The organism is Spirosoma migulaei (assembly GCF_054776855.1).
In genome coordinates this window covers 181,465-200,945 of record NZ_BAAHBG010000002.1, presented here as the reverse complement: position 1 = coordinate 200,945, position 19,481 = coordinate 181,465, and the positions used below count along the sequence as shown (strand labels likewise).

Below are 19,481 nucleotides of genomic sequence, written 5' to 3'. Positions count from 1 at the left end.
CGGTAACGGATCAGGAGTACAACAACGTTAAGAAGTAAGTTTTCACCAAGTTGATCTAGCAATTCACTGATAGTGCGACGTAACCGCGAACGCTTTACCCGCATATTCCCGGCGATCCTTAATGTCAGTAGCGCCATTTTTCTCGCTCAACAACGCTACAACATCAGCATATTGACTGCGCGATGATACGATCAGCACATCGTTGTAATTCTTGGCAGCAGCCCGAATGAGCGAAATACCGCCAATGTCAATTTTCTCAATAACGTCCTCATCCAAAGCACCTGATGCAACCGTTTCCTCAAAAGGATATAAATCGACAACGACCAGGTCAATAGGCGGAATCTGGTGACGCTCAGCCTGTGCAAGGTCTTCGGGTACGTCACGACGATACAGGATACCGCCCATTACACCTGGGTGCAACGTTTTAACACGCCCACCAAAAATAGACGGATAGCCGGTGATATCTTCAACGGCCGTAACCGGGATACCGAGTTGTTCAATAAATGCCTGGGTGCCGCCCGTCGAATAAATTTTGACGTTCTGTTCGTTTAACAAACGAACCAGAGGCTCGAGACCGTCTTTATAAAAAACGGAAATCAGCGCAGAGGAGATTTTGAGAGACATGGACTTGGCCGAAACAGGCTCCGGCTGTTTCAGTAGAATAAGTGCAAGTTACGCGAAACAGCCGGTAGCCTGTTTCGACTGGAAGTGCAAAGATAACCAAAGGTCTTAACTTTGTCTGCCCGAACAAGGCAGGCTACTACTGGCCGGACATTCTTTTATCAATGGGTACATTTAAAAAATTAGCGGGCGACACGGCGCTCTACGGCATTAGTACAATTCTGGGTCGGTTACTCAACTACGCGCTGGTACCTATTCAAACCTATGCATTTGCCAAACCAGCTGCCATGGCCTCAAACGTTGAGCTTTATGGTTGGATTGGTGTCTTGCTCGTTGTGTACACCCTGGGGTTGGAAACCGCGTTTTTCCGATTTATTGCTCGTTCCAAAAACCAACCTGTCGAAGAAAAGAACCGCATTTTCAACCAATCATTAAGTATTGTTATCTGCATCAGTGTATCGTCCTCTATCGTCCTGTTCAGTCTGGCAACACCAATAACGAATTGGCTCAACTACCCTGGTCAGGAGCGATTTATCCAGTGGTCGGCGTTATTAGTTGCCATTGATGCCATCGTGGCGATTCCATTTGCCCGGTTGCGGGTTGAGAACCGAGCCCGTGAGTTTGTTGGGGCAAAAATTACGAACATTGTTATTGTGGTTGCGTTAAATGTCTTCTTCCTGATTTTTGCCAAAGACATTTACGAAGGCAAATACCTCACATCATTACAGCCCCTGGCTGATTTGATTTACAGCCCGAAAATAGGGCCGGGCTACACCTTTTTAGCCAACCTAATCGGCAATGCCCTTTACTTTATTATCATCCGGAAAGCATTTTCAGGCTTCCAATTCCAACTTAATGGATCACAGAGCCGAGCTTTGATCGTTTACGCGTTCCCAATTATGCTTACCAATCTGGCAAGCGTACTTAATTTACTCACCGACCGACTGTTTCTTCGTCATTTGCTGCCACCGGGTTTTTATCCAGGTCTATCGTCCGAAGCGGTATTGGGCATTTACGGTAACTGCCTCAAATTGTCCGTTTTTATGGCGTTAGCGATTCAATCGTTCAAGTTTGCCGCCGATCCTTTCTTTTTCTCGCAGGCCGAAGACAAAAACGCACCAACCTTACTGGCCAATGTTACAAAATGGTTTATTATCGTTTGCGTGCTGATCTGGGTTGGCGTGAGCCTGAACCTTGATCTGCTTGGCCAGCTATTTTTACGGTCGAAGGCGTACCGTGTTGGGTTAGATGTAGTTCCATTACTCTTGTTGGGTAACCTGTTGCTGGGCGTTTATTATAATATTTCCTTCTGGTTCAAATTGAGCGACAAAACGAGCTATGGCACCCTTATTACCGTTATTGGAACAGGCGTAACCATTGGCCTCAATCTGCTTCTCATCCCAATTATTGGCTATATGGGCTGTGCAGTGGCCTTTTCAATATCCAGCCTGGTTATGATGGTACTATGTTATTGGTTGGGCGAGAAGTATTATCCCGTTCCTTATCATGTTCTTTCGGCAATTGGCTACCTGCTTGGCGCGGGTTTACTGATTTATGCATCCTGGCAATTTCCGATCCCCAACCTTTGGGTCGCGGTGCCTGTACACATGGCTTTATTCGGTCTCTTTTTGGGTATAGTGATTTTCGTTGAACGAGATACCTTTCAGCCAGCACTAGTTCGCTTCCGAAACCGTAAAAATAAACCTGCGGGGGTCAATCCGTAGACTAACTATGTTAAAAATGCTCAGACTTGTATTCGGGGCATTTTTTATGGGTAAATTGCAAGATAATCTGCTTATTCTGCCACCGTAAAACGGCATAACCCTATTCATGAAACCAACCTCTCGAAATGGCGTCTGGCTCTTACCCGTCGCATTTCTATTTGTACTTTCAGCCTGTCGCGAGAAACCCCTTTTCGAGCGACTCGATTCTTCTGAAACAGGCATCACGTTCGCTAATACCATAACTGATAGCGATACGCTCAATATTCTCAATTACCAATATATCTATAATGGTGGGGGCGTTGGGGTTGGTGATTTTAATGGGGACAAAAAACCGGACGTATTCTTTGCCGGAAATCAGGTTTCGAACAAACTCTATATCAACGAAACTGAATCGGCCACGAGCAAACTGCATTTTAAAGACGTTACGGAATCTGCCGGCGTAGGGGGCGGGGGACGCTGGTGTTCTGGCGTATCAATAGTTGATATCAATGCTGATGGCAAGCTGGATGTGTATATATCAACCACACTCCAGAAAAAGGCGGCCCAACGAACCAACTTATTATATGTCAATCAGGGAAATGATGCCGATGGCGCTCCCAAATTCCGCGAAATGGCCGCCGATTATGGCATTGCCGATACTACGTTTTCGACTCACTCCGCCTTTTTTGATTACGACAACGATGGCGACCTGGACCTGTACGTATTGGTTGATCAGATTGCCGATCCAAAAAATCCGAATAACCTGCGTGCTCGAGTAGATGACGGTACATCGCCTAACACGGACCGGCTCTATCGCAATGACTTTGATCCAAAACGTGGTCACGCCTTCTTTACCGACGTAACCAGGCAGGCAGGCACAGTGGCAGAGGGATTTGGGCTAGGCATAAACATCTGCGATATCAACCGCGATGGTTGGAAAGATATTTACGTGACCAATGACTTCGCCAGTAGTGATGTGCTATACGTCAATAACCATGATGGTACGTTCACAAACCGCGCTCACGAGTCGTTTAAGCATACCAGTTCATCAGCCATGGGAAATGACGTGGCCGATATTAACGGCGATGGCCTGGCCGACATAATTGCGGTAGATATGCTTCCTGAGGATAATCTTCGTAAAAAGAGCCTCATGGGCCCCAGCAGTTATTTTGCCTATCAGGAGTGGGACCGCCTGGGTTATGAGCATCAGTATGCCCGTAATACATTGCAACTCAATCAAGGAGTCCGGCCCACAGATACATCGCATGCTGGCATGCCCATTTTCAGTGAAATCAGCATGCTGGCGGGTGTAGCCGAAACCGAATGGAGCTGGTCGCCCTTGTTAGCCGATTTTGACCACGATGGCTATCGGGATTTGATGATTACTAACGGCTTCCCGCGCGATGTAACAGATCGGGATTTTACGAACTACTACAGTTCAGTGAATACCTATCTGACAGACGCACTCCGTAAAGAATTAACCGCAAAAATTCCCCAGGTAAAGGTCAGTGACTATGCCTATCGGAATCGGGGCAATGCGGGCGGCCCGGCCTTCGAGAATGTAACAGACCTCTGGGGCCTAAGCGAACCAAATTTTGCGAATGGTGCCGCCTACGCGGATTTCGATGGCGATGGTGATCTGGATTATATTGTCAATAATATCGACGATGAGGCTTTTGTCTATCGAAATACGCTGACGGATAAAAAATCCGAACAGTCGCATTATCTGCGTATCCAGTTTCAGGGCGACGGAACTAATACTATGGGGCTTGGTGCCCTTGTGGAATATGAGCTGCCCGATGGCCGAAAAGAGTTTTATGAACATACGCCTTACCGGGGCTTTTTATCGAGCGTTGAGCCCATTGCTCATTTTGGTTTAGGGAAAGTTACCAGTATCAAAAGCCTGAAAGTAACCTGGCCCGGTGGTCGGATTCAGATTATCCCGAATGTTAAGGCCGACCAGACAATCATCGTCAAAGCAGTTGACGCCAAACCCGGTGAAGCAAACGAAGCCATTCCAACGTACAAAACGTTGCTGAAGGATGTAACGGCTGATTTGGGCATCACCTATCGACACGAAGAAACAGACATTATTGATTTTAACCTGCAAAAAACCTTATTGCACAAACTAACGGAATACGGTCCAGCTCTGGCTACCGGCGATGTAAACGGTGATGGCCTGGTGGATATGGTCGTTGGCGGAAGTTCCAAATATTCAACAGAAGCCCTGTTGCAGCAACCCAACGGGCATTTTATACTCAAACCATTGCCCACTAAACTGTCTGAAGATGCCGGACTCTTGCTATTCGATGCCGATGCAGATGGAGATTTAGATTTATATGCCGTCAGTGGAAGCACCGAATTCCCGGCCGATCAATTAGAGGAGGCATTACGCCATCGACTTTACGTGAATGATGGGAAAGGCAATTTTACGCTGGACCCAAATGCATTGCCTATGTTCCGGGTCAATGGCTCCTGCGTAAAAGCCGCCGACTTCGATAAGGACGGTGACCTCGATTTATTTGTTGGCGGGCGTGTTGAGCCCTATAAATATCCAATGGGCGTACCCAGCTTTCTGCTTCGAAATGATAGCCAGAAAGGGAAGCTACGTTTTACAGATGTAACGGCTCAACTGGCCCCGACTCTCGCCAAAAGCGGCCTAACCTGCGACGCGCTCTGGACGGATTATGATAACGACGGTTATGTTGATTTACTACTAGCCAGCGAATGGGCACCCTTAACAATGCTTCGGAATGAAAAGGGCCATTTCCAGCCACTCGACAATAGCGGGTTGACCGATAAACTAGGGTTCTGGAACTCGTTGACGCCCGGTGATTTCGATAATGACGGCGATGTAGATTATCTGGCGGGAAATATGGGACAGAATACCCTGCTCCGGGCCACTACTGAACACCCTGTACGGATTTATGCAGGCGACTTCGATAATAATGGATTCTACGACGCTTTCCCGACGGTCTATTTCAAAAATGCCAAAGGCCAGTACGAAGAATACCCCTACTTCGGTTGGGACGATATGGTGAAGCAAATGATCGGTATTAAGAAACGATATATTAAGTACGGCCCATTCGGTGAAGCAACTATAAGCCAGATTTTAACCGAAGACGAGCGAAACCAGGCATTGAAACTTACGGCCACGTATACAATGAGTAGCTATATCGAAAATAAAGGGAATGGCAAGTTTGAGGTTCGCCCATTGCCGATCATGGCACAAACAGCCCCCGTATTCGGTATGTTTGCTCAGGACGTAGATGGTGATGGCAATCTGGATGCCATTCTGGTTGGCAATGAGCACGGAAGCGATATGGTTGCCGGGCGTATGGATGCCTTCAATGGCCTGGTGCTAAAAGGCGACGGGAAAGGTGGCTTTTCAGCACTCACGATTGACCAAACTGGCTTCTATGTACCGGGTAATGCCAAAGCATTGGCTAGTTTACCGAATGCTCAAGGGCGTTGCCGATTAGCCGTCACCGAAAACCGGGGACCACTCCGTGTATTTTCGGTGGAACAACCACAAACATTTACACCTGTAGATGCCCGCACAACCGTCGTTAGTATTCGGTTGAAAAATGGGCGTACCCGCCGGGAAGAGATTCCCTTCGGCACGTCGTTTTATGGGCAGTCTGCCCGTGGTGTGTGGTTGCTGCCGGGAGAAGTAATCGTAAAAAAATAAGAAGGGCTGATCTTTAACCTTGAAGCTGTTTACACTTTTTGTCATCCCGACGCCAGGAGGGATCTCAAGCTTCTGTGTTAGTTAAGCTTGAGATCCCTCCTGGCGTCGGGATGACAAAAAAGCAGCCTAGATTTTTCTATAAAGGAAAAAGTTTAAACAACTGACCTTTACTTAATGCTCTTCATGATGATGCTCGCCTTCTTTGTCTTCTCCGGGCGGCACCTGAATCTGCGCCTGTAATCCTTTAGCCCAATCAGTCACAAGTTTTGCTTCTTCAGGCTTGAGTTTGGCATCATGGTGAATCCAGAGGTATGAGTCTAAAGGCATTTCGCCTTCTGAGATCGTCTCGCCTATTTCTTCCAGCTTATGACGCGCCCGCTTAGGTGTATAGGTTGCAAACTCCGAAAAGTTGAGCTCACCCTTACCTTCGTCAACATGGTGATTGAGAAACCAAGCGACCGGCTGGATGTTATCGTACCACGGATAAACGGTATTGTTGGAATGGCAATCGAAACAGGACCGTTTGAGAACGGCATGCACATCGGCAGGAACAGCATATTTCGTCGTGATGTCGTTTGCCGATACGCCTGTTGACTGGTTCTTTTCAGGCCGTATAAATTGAATCACGACCAGAACAACCAGTAGAGCGAGAAGAATTTTACGGAACATCCAGGTAAGAAAGATAAGTTAGGAATGGGCTAAATATAGACTATTTACCCCTAATCATCCACTTCGGCCTTACTCTAACGATTGCATAAGCGCCTGCGCCTTTCGGATGTTTGCGTTCAAGCGATCCGTTTCAACCAGGCCATCACGAAGCCGAACAATACGGTGGGCATATTCAGCGATATCCTCTTCGTGAGTTACCATAATTACAGTATTGCCTTTACTGTGTATCTGGTCGAAGAGATCCATGATTTCATAAGACGTTTTCGTATCGAGGTTACCCGTTGGCTCATCGGCGAGCAGAATGCTGGGGTCATTAACCAACGCACGGGCCACAGCCACACGCTGACGTTGCCCGCCGGAAAGCTCATTTGGCCGGTGACCAGCCCGATTCTCCAGACCAACGTTTTTGAGTGCCAGCATCGCTTTCTCGGTACGATCCGCTTTGCTGTAGCCCGCATAAATGAGTGGCAAGGCTACGTTTTCGAGCGATGTTTGTCGGGGCAACAGGTTAAAGGTCTGGAAGACGAAGCCTATTTCTTTATTCCGAACTTCGGCCAGTTCGTTTTCGCCCATACTACTCACATCCTGATTATTCAGAATATACTGGCCCGACGTAGGCGAATCCAGGCAACCAACAATATTCATCAGCGTTGATTTACCCGACCCCGATGGTCCCATAAATGCAACGTATTCTCCTTTTTTAATGCTGATCGTAATTGACTTAAGGGCATCAACTACTTCGGTACCCATTACGTAGCGTTTGGCAATATTGCGCGTTTCTATAATATTCATAACAGGTTGTCTAGTAGGCTTATGTGGTTGCAGCTATAGCTCCTGCGGCTATCCGGCGACGGCGCTGAAAATAATTTCGGATGAATAATCCGGTTAAAATAATGATATCAACAGTAGCTGTGGACTGCTCATCCTCATTCACGCTAATATCGCCAGCTTCTTTAAAAAATTGGCGGGTTAAGTCATAACTGACCAATTCTTTTTCAGGTGAGCCGTCGGGGGCTTCGCGGATCATGTCCCACTCCCGCATAAGCATATTATGGCGTTTCCAGAGGTAGCTTTCATCTGATGTCAGTTTAAGTTCAGCCCGTTTTCCGAAACTAAATGCAATATGCCCAATAATCTGGTTGCCGGCATTCAGGTCGTGAATATTGACCGAATGAATAAGAAAACCGGTTACGTCAAATCGCAGGCGGGTACTATTCAGATAAGCCTCTACATCACGACTCAATACATCACGATGTATACCACCTACTACCTGACCTTGCTGCATAATCCTCAGGTCGCGGCTGAAGGCTTCTTTGAGCCAATTTAATTTCCGGTCCATAGCTTAGGGTTGATTAACAAAGCTACTTCATTGCAGAAATTTCTCCTTATTCTTTTCGATTGACGCTAGTTTTTCCTGATAAGTCAACTGAAATGCCTGATAATCGGCGGGTGTAGTAGCAGCTCGCAGTCGGAACAGGCCCGTTTCGGCGTAGTCGAACAGGCTTAAATCCAGACACAAGTTGACGTACATTTTTAGGAGTTCGGCATTATCGTCATTGTAAAGTAAAGCCTTTAAAACCAGATCGTAAGCCTGTTTTGTCTGTTTCTGTTGCCGGTCTAATTGAGCGGTTGCTGTAACCAGCCTGGCGGCCAGCGGAGCTTGTTGAAGGGCACTTAGATAACTCTGCTTCGCCTGGGCAATTCGATGAGTTCGTTCATAGGTTTGTCCCAGCCAATAGTCACGATCAGCCTGATGTTGGGGCAGAATCATCTTCTTTGCCATTGTTTCTGCCGAACCAACACTGCGTCGAAAAGCAGATAGTCGAATAGCCGCAACAGTTCGTAAAGACATGGCCACTGGACTTACCTGCTTTGAGTCAGGTAAGCCAGACAGGACTAGCTGCGCATTGCGCCACTGTAAATGGTCGAGAAAATCGTTGGCCAAGGCTACACCCGCTACTGTCTTTAGACTAGGCTCCTGAATCGTTTCCCAATAGGCACCCCGATTGGGGTCATCAAGTCGATAGGTAGCATAGAAAGCTTTTTCCAGATCCGATTCGGGTTTACGTTCCTGATAAAGTACTTGCTTCAACGCGGCTACGGCGGGATCGTTTTTAGCTGCGGTTTCCCATAATCCCTGCGCAATAGCCAGATCATTGGCTTTCGTGTAGGCAACAGCCCGGTAGTAAATGGACGTTGTATCCGAATTATACCCAAACGTTTCGGCGGCTTTATGGTATAAGCCTTGCTCCAGTAACCACAAACCAGCAATGGATCGGTAAGGCGACCCGTTTTGCTGATTGCCCTCAGCCAACTGCCCCATCAGGCCAAACGCATCCGAATGGTTATGTCGTTTATACTCGACAACGGCACGGGCTAACAACAGATCATCGGTAAAGTCCTGGTTCGCTGGATTTTCTGAGAGGTTTCGGAACAGGTTTGTTTCTGTGCTATCGGCTTGTTGAGTTGCTAGTGCATAATTATACAAACTGGCAAAACGCCCTACACTCAACCCCTGATTTACGGCTTCGCCAGATAACCAGGTTGGTTTTTGCGCCTGTGCGGTATCTCGGTTAGCCACAATCCGCAACACCAATGCATTTGCCTGATAGGATTCGTACGATGATTCGGTTGCACTAGTAGCCAGGGTCGAATCAGCGGCTAATACGTTTGGGTTGCGGGCATAAAACGCCAGCAAATTCGACTCCGGCACTTCGGTACGGTCGGCAGTAGCCGTTGCCGATTTGAAATAATAATAGGCTGAATCGGCAACACTGGTGCGGGCGTATAAGTAGCCTAGATTGTTCTGTAATTCGCCACTGTTCGGAAACGCCCGGATGCCCCGTTGCAACGCTTTAACAGCCTCGAAAAACAAGTCCGTTTTTAAATAGGTCTGGCTCAAACCGGCATAGTCCTGCGGGCTAGGTTGTTTCAGAAGCGCCTGCTGAAAGTAAAAAGCAGCTGCTGTCTGGTTATTTTGCGCCAGCGCCAGCGAGGCCAATCCGTAATTCGATTTATGATTCTGAAACTCCTGCTCCAGTGCAAGTTGATAAAACGCATTGGCCGACGTGGGCTCGTTGCTGGCTATATAATAGTCACCTAACCCATTGTAATACCCCGCTATTGACTGCCGAACGGTAATTAGCCCACCTGAAGCAAATAAAGCGATTACGCCAACCACACCAACAATTCGGAATAAACTTAATTCGAGCCGTTTAGGCTTGTAAAGAATCCGATAAACCGGCAGGTTCTGTTGGTAAATAGGTAGAAAATTAATAACTACATAGGCCATAAAACATACGCCCACCGCCAAATGCGTATAAGTAATCACATCTTCGAATACCTCCACTAAGGGGTCATTTGCCGTAGCGAACGCATACGTGATGGTAAGCGTCGTAAGCAAAGCCAAACCGGCGTATAAGTAAGCCCCCGAATCCCGAAATGAGAATGCTTCCTGCTGCTGAACCAACCGACGAAATCCCCAAATACCCAGCGTTACCGAAACCAGATAAAGAATGAAAGGGCTAACGGCCAGCACATCCCAATCAATATATTTCGTGTTTTTGAGCCAGACAAGGGCCAGATTAATCAGGTATAAAAAGCTAACAAATAAGAAATTATTGATACCTAATGTCCGACGAGAATTTACTGGCGTCTTACCCTCCTCCGAACGTCCGGCAGAGGTTAGCCAGACTAAACCGGCTACAATTTCGGTGGCAATGAAAAAGATAAAACCACTGCCCAACACGAGCAACACGGGCATGCCATAACTGACCACGATCAAGGCGGGAAACCGCATGGGCGATAGGCTATCCAGTCCAATGGCTGCACTAATCGTCATCAGGCCAAAAACACATAGGCGAACGGGGATTGGATAATCGGGCCGGAAGGCGTGGAAATAATAGCTTACTGATCCAAACAAAAAGGCCAGTAATAAAAACAGGTAATTACTGCCCAGCCCCGGAACCTCCAGCATTTCCCAGCGAAAAAAGGCCAGTCCAAGAATAAGAATGGCCATACTGACTAAATACCGGATTCGGTCGAAGCGGGTAATAGCACTAATCAGCAATACGAAAGCGACACAAATACCTACTAAAAAAGCCGTAGCCATACCTGGCCGAACCTGCATGGCCGACGCCACAAATTGTTCGGAGACGGCATAGGCTTTCCCGTTTACGGCATAATCGAGAAGTCCGTCGGAGAACGAATGAAGAATAACCGGCAATTCGTTCAGTTCACTCAGCACGTCCCAGCGAACAACATTACCTAGCCCTCGTGCCCATGCAATGATGAACAAAAAGGCGCTGATCAGTAAGGCAATAAAGCTAATCAGATAGGTCAGTCGGTAAGGTCGACTCCAGCTTTTCCAGAAAAATAAGAATGACATGAAAGAGAAACGTAGTAAACAGGAGGTTAGTGCCTGTGTTTACTGTTGCCCTCCGCTAATCCCGGATGCAAAAGGCACTAAATCGGTATTGGCCAGACAGGGGCTCGACAATAGCTTTGCATCGAGTGGAGTACGCCACCGCAATACACCGCTGGTTGCATTGAGACAGTATAAACTGGTATCCTGACTACCCAAATAGACAAAGCCATTGTATACAACTGCACTTGAGCTAATAACCCCACCCGTACTGTATTTCCAACGGAGCGTACCCGTACTGGCCTCGAGTGAATAGAAGGTTTTATCTTCACTGCCAATGTAAACGATGCCATTGACAACGGCCGCACTAGCCGTTAATCGTCCGCCCGTACTGTATTTCCAGCGGAGCGTACCTGTACTGGCGTCCAGCGCGTAAAATGTTTTGTCTTCGCTACCGATATAGACAATGCCATCAACAACCGTAGGGCTGGATGTGACCAGGCCGCCTGTGCTGAATTTCCACTTAATTGCCCCTGTAGCTACATCCAGTGCATACAGGTTGTAATCGTTAGTACCAATGTAAACCAACCCACCAACCACCGCCGGACTGGACGTAATCTTGTCGCCGGCACCGAATTTCCAGCGCTGACTTCCCGTAGCCGCATTAAGTGCATACAGAGTCTGGTCTTTACTCCCAAAATACACCGATCCGTTAACCACCACTGGACTAGAGGAAACTCCACCAGCTGTGCCAAACTTCCAGCGTAAGGCACCCGTTAGTACATCCAATGCATATAAATTCTGGTCTTCACTACCCGCAAATACCAGTGTCCCCGAAGCCACCGGGCTCGATAGAATGCTATTACCCGTACTGAATTTCCAGCGTTGGTCGCCTGTTTGGGCGTCAAAGGCATAGAGGTTTCCGTTTTCACTTCCTGTAAATGCCATACCAGCCGCTACAAAAGCGCTGGATGTAATTGACGACCCTGTAGACACCCGCCATTTAATAGCACCCGTCCCCCCATCGACTGCAAAGAAGTTACCCACTCCGTTGCCGATATACACAAGCGTGCCTCCATTGGCTATTGTGCTGGCTACGCTGACCGTAACGATATAAGACTGGGTAGTACTGTTCATTCCTGTAACGGTGTACGAAACAGGTTTACTAAAGTTCTGAGCAGCACTTGGTGCCGGGGTTATAACCGCGTTGGGTGATAGTGTTATGCTGGGCAAAAGTTTGGTTAAGTCCGTTCCAACAGGCACAGTTGCCCTAACGGTATGAACGACTGAGTCAACAACGCCTATAACGGGTGGGGTAAGACTAGCAAATACGAATGCTTCAATAGACTTACCTGTGCTGACTGGTAGCGTATCGACCGAATTTTTACAAGCTACAACAAGTAGAGAGAAGCCAATCAGTTGCAGGCATGAGTTCAATACATTTCGGAACATAACCAATGTAGAGTTATCAGTAGTAAATAGGCGTAAAAGCCGGGCATGTTAGCTATCCGGCATTTGCTTACTGAGACGTCTATTTTGTAGATCTGTCTCTTACCCGATCATTTCTTATACTTGACTAGATTGAAAATGGTAGGTAACCTCAACTACTAATTCAGAACATTAATAATGCCAAAGTAACTTTTACAGATTTAATGAATTAAAAGAAGTACATCCAAGAAATTCAGTAGGAATACTTATTTTATACCTCTGGCAGAGCATGCGAGCTTTAAAGTCTTAGTTTTTGCTAAACTTCATCTGTAAGTAATTGTATTTTTTTACTACAATGTTCCTCCTGTTCCACAATCTAGTGCATTTAGGCACTTTCACTGAACAATATAAAGATCATTATACACCTCTCCGACTTATTAGGCTCGCCCCGTCATCCTGGTCAGTTTCAGTAGTCTTTCGGCCACCCTATTCGTTAATTGACCGGGTTGCAAACGCCACTGCCAGCTCCGGCCCCCTAAACCAGGTGTATTCATCCGATGCGTTTCATCCAGATTTAGAATATCCTGAACGGGCATAATGGCCAACCTTGCCACCGACTGCATGGTTAGGCGGCAAATCTGATCGACTACATTCTTATCCGTGATTTTAAACCCCAGATAGTCATTCATTCGCAGTCGGTGAATCTCATCCGATTCATGAAACCAACCTAATGTTGTATTATTATCATGCGTGCCGGAATACACCACAAAATTCTCGGTATGGTTATGGACGGCATGGGTCGAGGTTGGCATGTCGTGCCCGAACCCGAATTGCACAACACGCATGCCGGGAATGCCATAGTGACGTAGATAAGGCTGTATTTCAGCGGCTTTGGCCCCTAAATCTTCGGCAATAATAGGTAACTGAACAAACTGCCGGTGCATGGCGTGCATAAACGCTTCGATGGGCGCTTTTACCCACTCCCCTACTTTAGCAGTTGGCTCATTGGCCGGAATTTCCCAATACACCGCGAAACCAAGAAAATGATCTAGTCGGGTCAGGCTGTAGAGCGACATTTGATGTCGTAAGCGATGCATCCACCAGGCAAATCCAGTGCGTTCGTGTTCAGCCCAGTCATAAATTGGATTACCCCAGCGCTGACCATATTCGCTAAAATAATCGGGCGGAGCACCAGCCACAAATAAGGGTTGAAGATTTGCATCCAGCTTGAACAACGTTGGATTAGCCCAGACATCGGCACTATTGAACTGAATGTAAATGGGAATATCGCCCATCAGATGGATCTTTTTTCCGTAACAGTAAGCGGTTAACTCGTTCCACTGTCGCATGAAAAAGTACTGTAGCACTTTGATAACCTCAATCCGATCATGCAGCAGCTCGGTTTGGCGAACCAACGCGGCTGGTTCACGACGGACGAGTTCTTCAGGCCAGCGCACCCAGGTCGGTTCGCCGGTAGACTCTTGCAAGGCTGAGAAGAGCGCGTAATCAATTAGCCAATCGGCTTGCCAGGCGCAAAACCGGTCATAGTCACTACGCTGGGCAGGAGCCGCATCACGCAGAAATGTTTCTGCCGCCTGTTGCAAAAGGGGGCGCTTTTTTATCCAGGCGGCATGCATTGTATTCGGTGCCAGTACAAGTGGTCCGGCCAGTATGGTGTTACCCGATACACTAGGCGGTTCTGTCACGGTTACGTCATGAACCGGCTGTTCATTAAATACGTCCAGGTCATACTGACTGAGTAAATTCTCATCGACCAACTTCTCCAGACTGATCATCAGAATATTACCCGCAAAAGCCGATGGGCTGCTATAAGGTGAAAACCCGGAACCAGGATCAACGGGTGTGAGCGGAAGGATTTGCCAGTATGTTTGTCCGGATGCTTCCAGAAAATCGGCGAAACGGTAGGCTTCTGGACCTAAATCACCTACACCGTGTGCAGAAGGCAATGATGTAATATGAAGCAATAAGCCACTTGAGCGTTGTTGGAGCATAAAAAAGAGTCGTTGAGTCAGCGTCGATAGTCACTACGTCGCTAGTCGATAGCTATTCGATTAGTTGAATAGCAACCATTTATTAATCACGCCCAACTAACGACTGTTGACTATCGACTTGTTTTTGTACAAATCCGCTCCAGGCTATTTTTGTTTAGCTTTTCACGTAAAAAGCTAACTGCCAAACCTATTTCGTTATGAATCAACAGGAAAATGACTACGTTGTTCCTTGACCTTACGCTGTTTTTCTCCTACTTTTGCAGTCCCAAACAATGGGCAACATTTCAATAAAGAAATACCACATACAAATGAGTAAGGCAACGGCAGTCAATACGGGTAAGATTACGCAAATAATCGGGCCGGTCGTGGACGTGAGTTTCGAGGGCGAAGGTTCCCGGATTCCCGCCATTCTGGACGCCCTCAAAGTAACAAAATCCAATGGCCAGACGGTCATTCTGGAGGTTCAGCAACACCTCGGCGAAGACCGTGTACGCGCAATTGCGATGGATTCGACCGACGGGCTGTATCGCGGCTTAGATGTTATTGACCTTCGTGCTCAAATTACCATGCCAACAGGCGAAGGCATCCGGGGTCGTTTGTTCAACGTTGTTGGCGATGCTATCGACGGTATTCCACAGCCAAAGACAACCGGTACTGGCCTGCCCATTCACCGGGCTGCCCCTAAATTTGAAGACCTCGCTACCTCAACCGAAGTACTGTTCACAGGTATCAAAGTAATTGACCTGCTGGAGCCTTACGCGAAAGGTGGTAAAATCGGTCTCTTCGGTGGCGCCGGTGTAGGTAAAACCGTATTGATTCAGGAATTGATCAACAATATCGCGAAGGCCTATTCGGGTCTGTCAGTATTTGCTGGCGTGGGCGAACGTACCCGCGAAGGAAATGACCTGCTTCGCGAAATGATCGAAGCTGGTATCATTAAATATGGCGACGCATTTAAACATTCGATGGAAGAAGGTGGCTGGGATCTGACCAAAGTAGATTTGGAAGAGATGACCAAAAGCCAGGCTACTTTCGTATTCGGACAGATGAACGAGCCCCCAGGAGCACGTGCTCGGGTAGCCCTGTCGGGTCTGACCATTGCTGAACACTTCCGCGATGGCGACGGTGAAGGCGCTGGTCGTGACATTCTGTTCTTCGTTGATAACATTTTCCGCTTCACACAGGCGGGTTCTGAAGTATCGGCTCTGTTAGGTCGGATGCCATCAGCCGTGGGTTACCAGCCTACGCTGGCTACCGAAATGGGCGTCATGCAGGAGCGGATCACTTCAACCAAACGGGGTTCGATCACATCGGTACAGGCCGTTTACGTACCTGCAGATGACTTGACTGACCCGGCTCCGGCTACGACATTTGCTCACTTAGATGCTACAACGGTATTAAGCCGGAAAATCTCTGAGTTAGGTATCTATCCTGCGGTTGACCCACTTGATTCGACCTCGCGGATTCTATCTGCCGAAATCCTGGGTGATGAGCACTACAATACAGCTCAACGCGTAAAAGAGATTCTGCAACGCTACAAAGAATTGCAGGATATCATCGCCATCCTTGGTCTGGAAGAACTTTCTGAAGAAGATAAACTGGTTGTTAGCCGCGCTCGTCGTGTGCAACGCTTCCTATCGCAGCCGTTCTTTGTGGCTGAACAGTTCACCGGTTTGAAAGGCGTTCTGGTACCGATTGAAGATACCATCAAAGGCTTCAACCTGATCATCGACGGTAAGTATGACCACCTACCCGAAGCAGCGTTCAACCTAGTTGGCACCATTGAAGATGCCGTTGCGAAGGGAGAAAAAATGCTGAAAGAAGCGGGTCAATAAGCGCTATTTCTGGTTTCCAGACTACGATTTAATGGTTTATTAACCGTATTCTGGAAACCAACACTCCTTCCTCAAGTCTGATAGTTCGATACTAAACGCACTTAGTTTTATGAAAACGATTCGATTGAGAGTAGGAATAGCCCTTGTGTCATTCAGCTTAGCGACAACAGTGGCTACATCGGCCCAGGTTACAACGCCCGAAGTTCCAGCAATCCCCACAAAACCTATTGTAGGGGGCGCTATTAAGGACTCGACGGTGATGCCAGGTGCATCGGCCACGACCGTGCAGGATGGCTCTGCAACTTCCCATTTGGATAATGCGGTAGCTGCTCTTGACAAAGGCGATAAAGCAACCACGACGCAGGAATTGAAAACAGGCATTGCAGGTCTGGAAGCTGAAGCACAGGCGAAGCCAACGTCATTTAAGGATAAAGTATTGGCGCAGGCAAGTAAACTGAAAGCGTTGCTTCCCTTAATTCCAACCGGTGCTTTGGGAAGTGGTGCTTTAGGGAAAGCCGTTAGCTTAGCCAAACTTGCCTCAGGTGGCAATCAACTTGAAGGTATTCTGGCTGCGGGTTCATTACTGGGCAAAGGCAGTCAACTCACGAGTGGCCTGAGCGGTATTAGCGGTGCCTTGTCGTCGCTTGGCGGAGGAACTCAATCGACAGGCCAATCGCTGGTGTCGACAGCACTGGCAAGCGTTGGCAAACTGGACCAGGGTGGCTTAGTTGCGAAAGCAGCTGAACCTGCCGCAAAGACTCAAATTAGCAGCGTTCTTAATTTTGTAAAAGGAGCCTTGTAAACAAATGAATAATGTACAATGAATAATATAGATTACAAATTCATTATACATTAACCATTATTCATTGTACATTATCATGACATTAGATATTATCACTCCCGACCGTAAGGTTTTTTCTGGCGAAGCCAGTGCGGTTACGTTTCCAGGTAGCGAAGGACAGTTTCAGGTTCTGAACAACCACGCACCCCTGGTGAGCACGTTAGATAAAGGAAAACTTATCGTGCAAACGGCATCCGGTGAACAAACCTTCATCGTTGACGGTGGCGTCGTTGAAGTACTTCAGAACAAGGTACTGGTGCTTGCCGAAGCCGTAGTTGTTTAAACTAGTCTAGCCATTGATTTAAGAGCGATTCACTTAATAAGTGAACCGCTTTTTTATTGGCCATTTGCGTTTTCCTGCTTTCTTTGTTTTTCTCTTACTTCATCATGGCTACCAAACCGTTTATCGTCGGCATTACCGGCGGCAGTGCTTCGGGCAAAACGTCTTTTTTGAAAGGCGTCCTGAGTGCCTTCTCCGACGATCAGATCTGCCTGATTTCGCAGGATAATTATTACCTCAGCCGCGACGTAATTCCAGTGGATGACCAGGGTATTCATAACTTCGATTTACCCGAAACCATTGACCATCATCTCTACGCCAAACATATCGAGCAACTCCATAATGGGGAGATTGTCACGCAAAAAGAATACACGTTCAATAATCCGGCCATTGTACCCAGGTTATTGACGTTTAAGCCTGCACCCATCATCATTGTTGAGGGAATTTTCGTTTTTCACTTCCGGGAGTTGGCCGATCAGATGGATCTGAAAATTTTCATCGACGCCAAGAATAGCATCAAACTCGAACGACGGGTTAAGCGCGATGCCGAAGAACGTGGTTATGATCTGGATGATGTGATGTATCGCTGGAAATACCACGTCAAGCCAACCTACCGGCAGTTTATCAAACCCTACCGTGCCGAAGCCGATATTGTAATTCCGAATAACCATCACTACCAGAGAGGTCTGGATGTGGTGATTGAGTTTTTGAAGACGAAGGTGTAAGAAAGGGGAGAAAAGGGAGGAGGGGGAAGAAAGGGAGGATGGAAATACCTTGTCCCTCTCCTCCCTTTCTTCCCTCTCCTCCCCCTCCTCCCTTTTATACCTCAATCACTACTCCATCGCTTTCCGGGTAGCCCGTACAGGTAAGTACCCAGCCTTCGGCAAGGTCTCGCTCGGTTAACACATCATTGATTGTCATGTGCACTTTTCCAGATAAACAACGGGCCACACAGGTAGAGCATCGTCCACCCCGGCAACTGTACGGCAAATGGATGCCTTCGTCCAATGCCGCCTGCAAAATGGATTTATAGGCTGGCACCTGAATTTCGACCTCACGACTTTTAAAACGTACTAACACACTTCGATCCTGCGCAGAAGTCGGTGGTGGGGTTAACACAACAGGCTCGACCACAAAATTCTCCCGCCGAATCTGGTCAAGTCGAAATCCGCTGAATACGAGTGTAAATTGCGCCATGCGCATATAATCTCCCGGTCCGCAGATATAAAAATGGACTAATTCCGGATCTGATGCGCCTACCAACGTTGGTAACAGCCGTTCGAGCATCACGTTATTTAGCCGCCCCCGCAAGCCATTCCAATCTTCAGCCGGATTACTTAGTAAATACAAAATCCGAAAGCGATCAGGAAATTGGCGTTGCAGTTCATCTAGCTCTTCCCTGAAAATAATAGTCCGCTCATTGGGGCTGCTATAAAGTAAGGTTATGCTACGAGTAGAGGTTGTCAATAAAACCTGCTTCGCCAGCGCAAACAAAGGAGTTATCCCACTCCCAGCCCCCAAAAGCACGACATCGCCAGCCTCATGTTCATCGAATGTAAATCGCCCGGCAGGATGTAAGCTGGTCAGAATATCTCCAACGCGTAACGTATCGAGCAGGAAGCGGGAAATCTCCCCATTTTGAACCCGCTTAATGGTGATACGGAGGGTTTCTGCAGGAACAGAACTAATGGAGTAAGATCGGCGAACTTCATGCCCGTTATGCTTCAGGATCATTGTCAGAAACTGTCCGGCAGTATAGGAAACGGGTTGTTCATCCAGCGGTTCGAGAAAGTAGCTGTTGGCTTCGGCGGTTTCAGGAACAATGCGAACAATGCGTAGCTGAAGAAAATCGTCGGTCATAAACAGGTTTGCTTTATGTCAAAACTAACCAATTACGGCCTGTTGTTTGAAAGCCCAATCGATTTCCTGAAATTCGGCCAGTCGGAAGGCCATCCCTGTCTGTGAGCTAGGTTCATCCAGTATAGGCTAAAGTTATCTAGTGACATTTTGTTCGTATTCGTTGTTACCTATAAAACCA

Annotated in this window: 13 protein-coding genes and 1 pseudogene; 6 read left to right on the top strand and 8 right to left on the bottom strand. The window is 47.5% G+C overall.

Annotated features, from left to right (window positions below):
- Nucleotides 1–78: 78 nt before the first annotated feature.
- Nucleotides 79–624: pseudogene (locus tag ACYVGO_RS01940) on the bottom strand (bifunctional phosphoribosylaminoimidazolecarboxamide formyltransferase/IMP cyclohydrolase); the annotation flags it as partial.
- 161 nt (nt 625–785) lie between these two features.
- Between ACYVGO_RS01940 and ACYVGO_RS01935 the strand changes: the two are divergent.
- Both ACYVGO_RS01935 and ACYVGO_RS01930 read left to right on the top strand, forming a co-directional pair.
- Nucleotides 786–2,345: a polysaccharide biosynthesis C-terminal domain-containing protein gene (locus tag ACYVGO_RS01935; protein ID WP_142770166.1), complete on the top strand. Its 1,560-nt coding sequence runs from the start codon at nt 786–788 to the stop codon at nt 2,343–2,345.
- A 106-nt stretch (nt 2,346–2,451) separates the two neighbouring features.
- The gene (locus ACYVGO_RS01930; RefSeq protein ID WP_460967162.1) at nt 2,452–6,015 is read left to right on the top strand and encodes a VCBS repeat-containing protein; all 3,564 of its coding nucleotides are present in this window, start codon (nt 2,452–2,454) and stop codon (nt 6,013–6,015) included.
- 171 nt (nt 6,016–6,186) lie between these two features.
- On the opposite strand, the gene ACYVGO_RS01925 is transcribed toward ACYVGO_RS01930, so the two are convergent.
- From ACYVGO_RS01925 to malQ, 6 genes are all read right to left on the bottom strand, one after another.
- Entirely contained in the window at nt 6,187–6,684 is a 498-nt protein-coding gene (locus ACYVGO_RS01925) for a heme-binding domain-containing protein (RefSeq protein WP_142770164.1), read from the bottom strand.
- Nucleotides 6,685–6,753: 69 nt separating this feature from the next.
- The gene (locus ACYVGO_RS01920; protein WP_142770163.1) at nt 6,754–7,476 is read right to left on the bottom strand and encodes an ABC transporter ATP-binding protein; all 723 of its coding nucleotides are present in this window, start codon (nt 7,474–7,476) and stop codon (nt 6,754–6,756) included.
- 19 nt (nt 7,477–7,495) lie between these two features.
- Nucleotides 7,496–8,023 (bottom strand): hypothetical protein, encoded by a 528-nt coding sequence (locus ACYVGO_RS01915; protein ID WP_460967159.1) that lies wholly within the window; start codon nt 8,021–8,023, stop codon nt 7,496–7,498.
- Between the two features lie 27 nt (nt 8,024–8,050).
- Nucleotides 8,051–11,071 carry a tetratricopeptide repeat protein gene (locus ACYVGO_RS01910; protein ID WP_460967157.1) on the bottom strand — a complete coding sequence of 1,007 codons (3,021 nt, stop codon included), beginning with the start codon at nt 11,069–11,071 and terminating at the stop codon, nt 8,051–8,053.
- Between the two features lie 39 nt (nt 11,072–11,110).
- A complete protein-coding gene (locus tag ACYVGO_RS01905) occupies nt 11,111–12,499 on the bottom strand; it encodes an outer membrane protein assembly factor BamB family protein (protein WP_460967156.1) in 1,389 nt (462 codons plus the stop codon).
- A gap of 413 nt (nt 12,500–12,912) precedes the next feature.
- Entirely contained in the window at nt 12,913–14,487 is a 1,575-nt protein-coding gene (gene malQ / locus ACYVGO_RS01900; protein WP_460967155.1) for a 4-alpha-glucanotransferase, read from the bottom strand.
- 308 nt (nt 14,488–14,795) lie between these two features.
- Between malQ and atpD the strand changes: the two genes are divergently transcribed.
- The 4 genes from atpD to udk all read left to right on the top strand — a co-directional run bounded on the left by atpD (nt 14,796) and on the right by udk (nt 18,168).
- Nucleotides 14,796–16,322, top strand: a complete 1,527-nt coding sequence (gene atpD / locus ACYVGO_RS01895) for a F0F1 ATP synthase subunit beta (protein ID WP_111346116.1) — start codon at nt 14,796–14,798, stop codon at nt 16,320–16,322.
- Between the two features lie 109 nt (nt 16,323–16,431).
- A complete protein-coding gene (locus ACYVGO_RS01890; protein ID WP_460967153.1) occupies nt 16,432–17,124 on the top strand; it encodes a hypothetical protein in 693 nt (230 codons plus the stop codon).
- 76 nt (nt 17,125–17,200) lie between these two features.
- Nucleotides 17,201–17,446 (top strand): ATP synthase F1 subunit epsilon, encoded by a 246-nt coding sequence (gene atpC / locus ACYVGO_RS01885; RefSeq protein WP_142770157.1) that lies wholly within the window; start codon nt 17,201–17,203, stop codon nt 17,444–17,446.
- A gap of 104 nt (nt 17,447–17,550) precedes the next feature.
- Nucleotides 17,551–18,168, top strand: coding sequence for a uridine kinase (gene udk / locus ACYVGO_RS01880; RefSeq protein WP_460967151.1), 618 nt, complete (start codon nt 17,551–17,553; stop codon nt 18,166–18,168).
- Between the two features lie 94 nt (nt 18,169–18,262).
- On the opposite strand, the gene ACYVGO_RS01875 is transcribed toward udk, so the two are convergent.
- Nucleotides 18,263–19,303, bottom strand: a complete 1,041-nt coding sequence (locus ACYVGO_RS01875) for a 2Fe-2S iron-sulfur cluster-binding protein (RefSeq protein ID WP_460967149.1) — start codon at nt 19,301–19,303, stop codon at nt 18,263–18,265.
- Nucleotides 19,304–19,481 lie beyond the last annotated feature (178 nt).

Excerpts from the sequence above, each read along its gene's own strand:
- ACYVGO_RS01935 (WP_142770166.1), top strand. The coding sequence starts at position 786 with ATGGGTACATTTAAAAAATTAGCGGGCGACACGGCGCTCTACGGCATT.
- ACYVGO_RS01930 (WP_460967162.1), top strand. The coding sequence starts at position 2,452 with ATGAAACCAACCTCTCGAAATGGCGTCTGGCTCTTACCCGTCGCATTT.
- ACYVGO_RS01925 (WP_142770164.1), bottom strand. The coding sequence starts at position 6,684 with ATGTTCCGTAAAATTCTTCTCGCTCTACTGGTTGTTCTGGTCGTGATT.
- ACYVGO_RS01920 (WP_142770163.1), bottom strand. The coding sequence starts at position 7,476 with ATGAATATTATAGAAACGCGCAATATTGCCAAACGCTACGTAATGGGT.
- ACYVGO_RS01915 (WP_460967159.1), bottom strand. The coding sequence starts at position 8,023 with ATGGACCGGAAATTAAATTGGCTCAAAGAAGCCTTCAGCCGCGACCTG.
- ACYVGO_RS01910 (WP_460967157.1), bottom strand. The coding sequence starts at position 11,071 with ATGTCATTCTTATTTTTCTGGAAAAGCTGGAGTCGACCTTACCGACTG.
- ACYVGO_RS01905 (WP_460967156.1), bottom strand. The coding sequence starts at position 12,499 with ATGTTCCGAAATGTATTGAACTCATGCCTGCAACTGATTGGCTTCTCT.
- malQ (WP_460967155.1), bottom strand. The coding sequence starts at position 14,487 with ATGCTCCAACAACGCTCAAGTGGCTTATTGCTTCATATTACATCATTG.
- atpD (WP_111346116.1), top strand. The coding sequence starts at position 14,796 with ATGAGTAAGGCAACGGCAGTCAATACGGGTAAGATTACGCAAATAATC.
- ACYVGO_RS01890 (WP_460967153.1), top strand. The coding sequence starts at position 16,432 with ATGAAAACGATTCGATTGAGAGTAGGAATAGCCCTTGTGTCATTCAGC.
- atpC (WP_142770157.1), top strand. The coding sequence starts at position 17,201 with ATGACATTAGATATTATCACTCCCGACCGTAAGGTTTTTTCTGGCGAA.
- udk (WP_460967151.1), top strand. The coding sequence starts at position 17,551 with ATGGCTACCAAACCGTTTATCGTCGGCATTACCGGCGGCAGTGCTTCG.
- ACYVGO_RS01875 (WP_460967149.1), bottom strand. The coding sequence starts at position 19,303 with ATGACCGACGATTTTCTTCAGCTACGCATTGTTCGCATTGTTCCTGAA.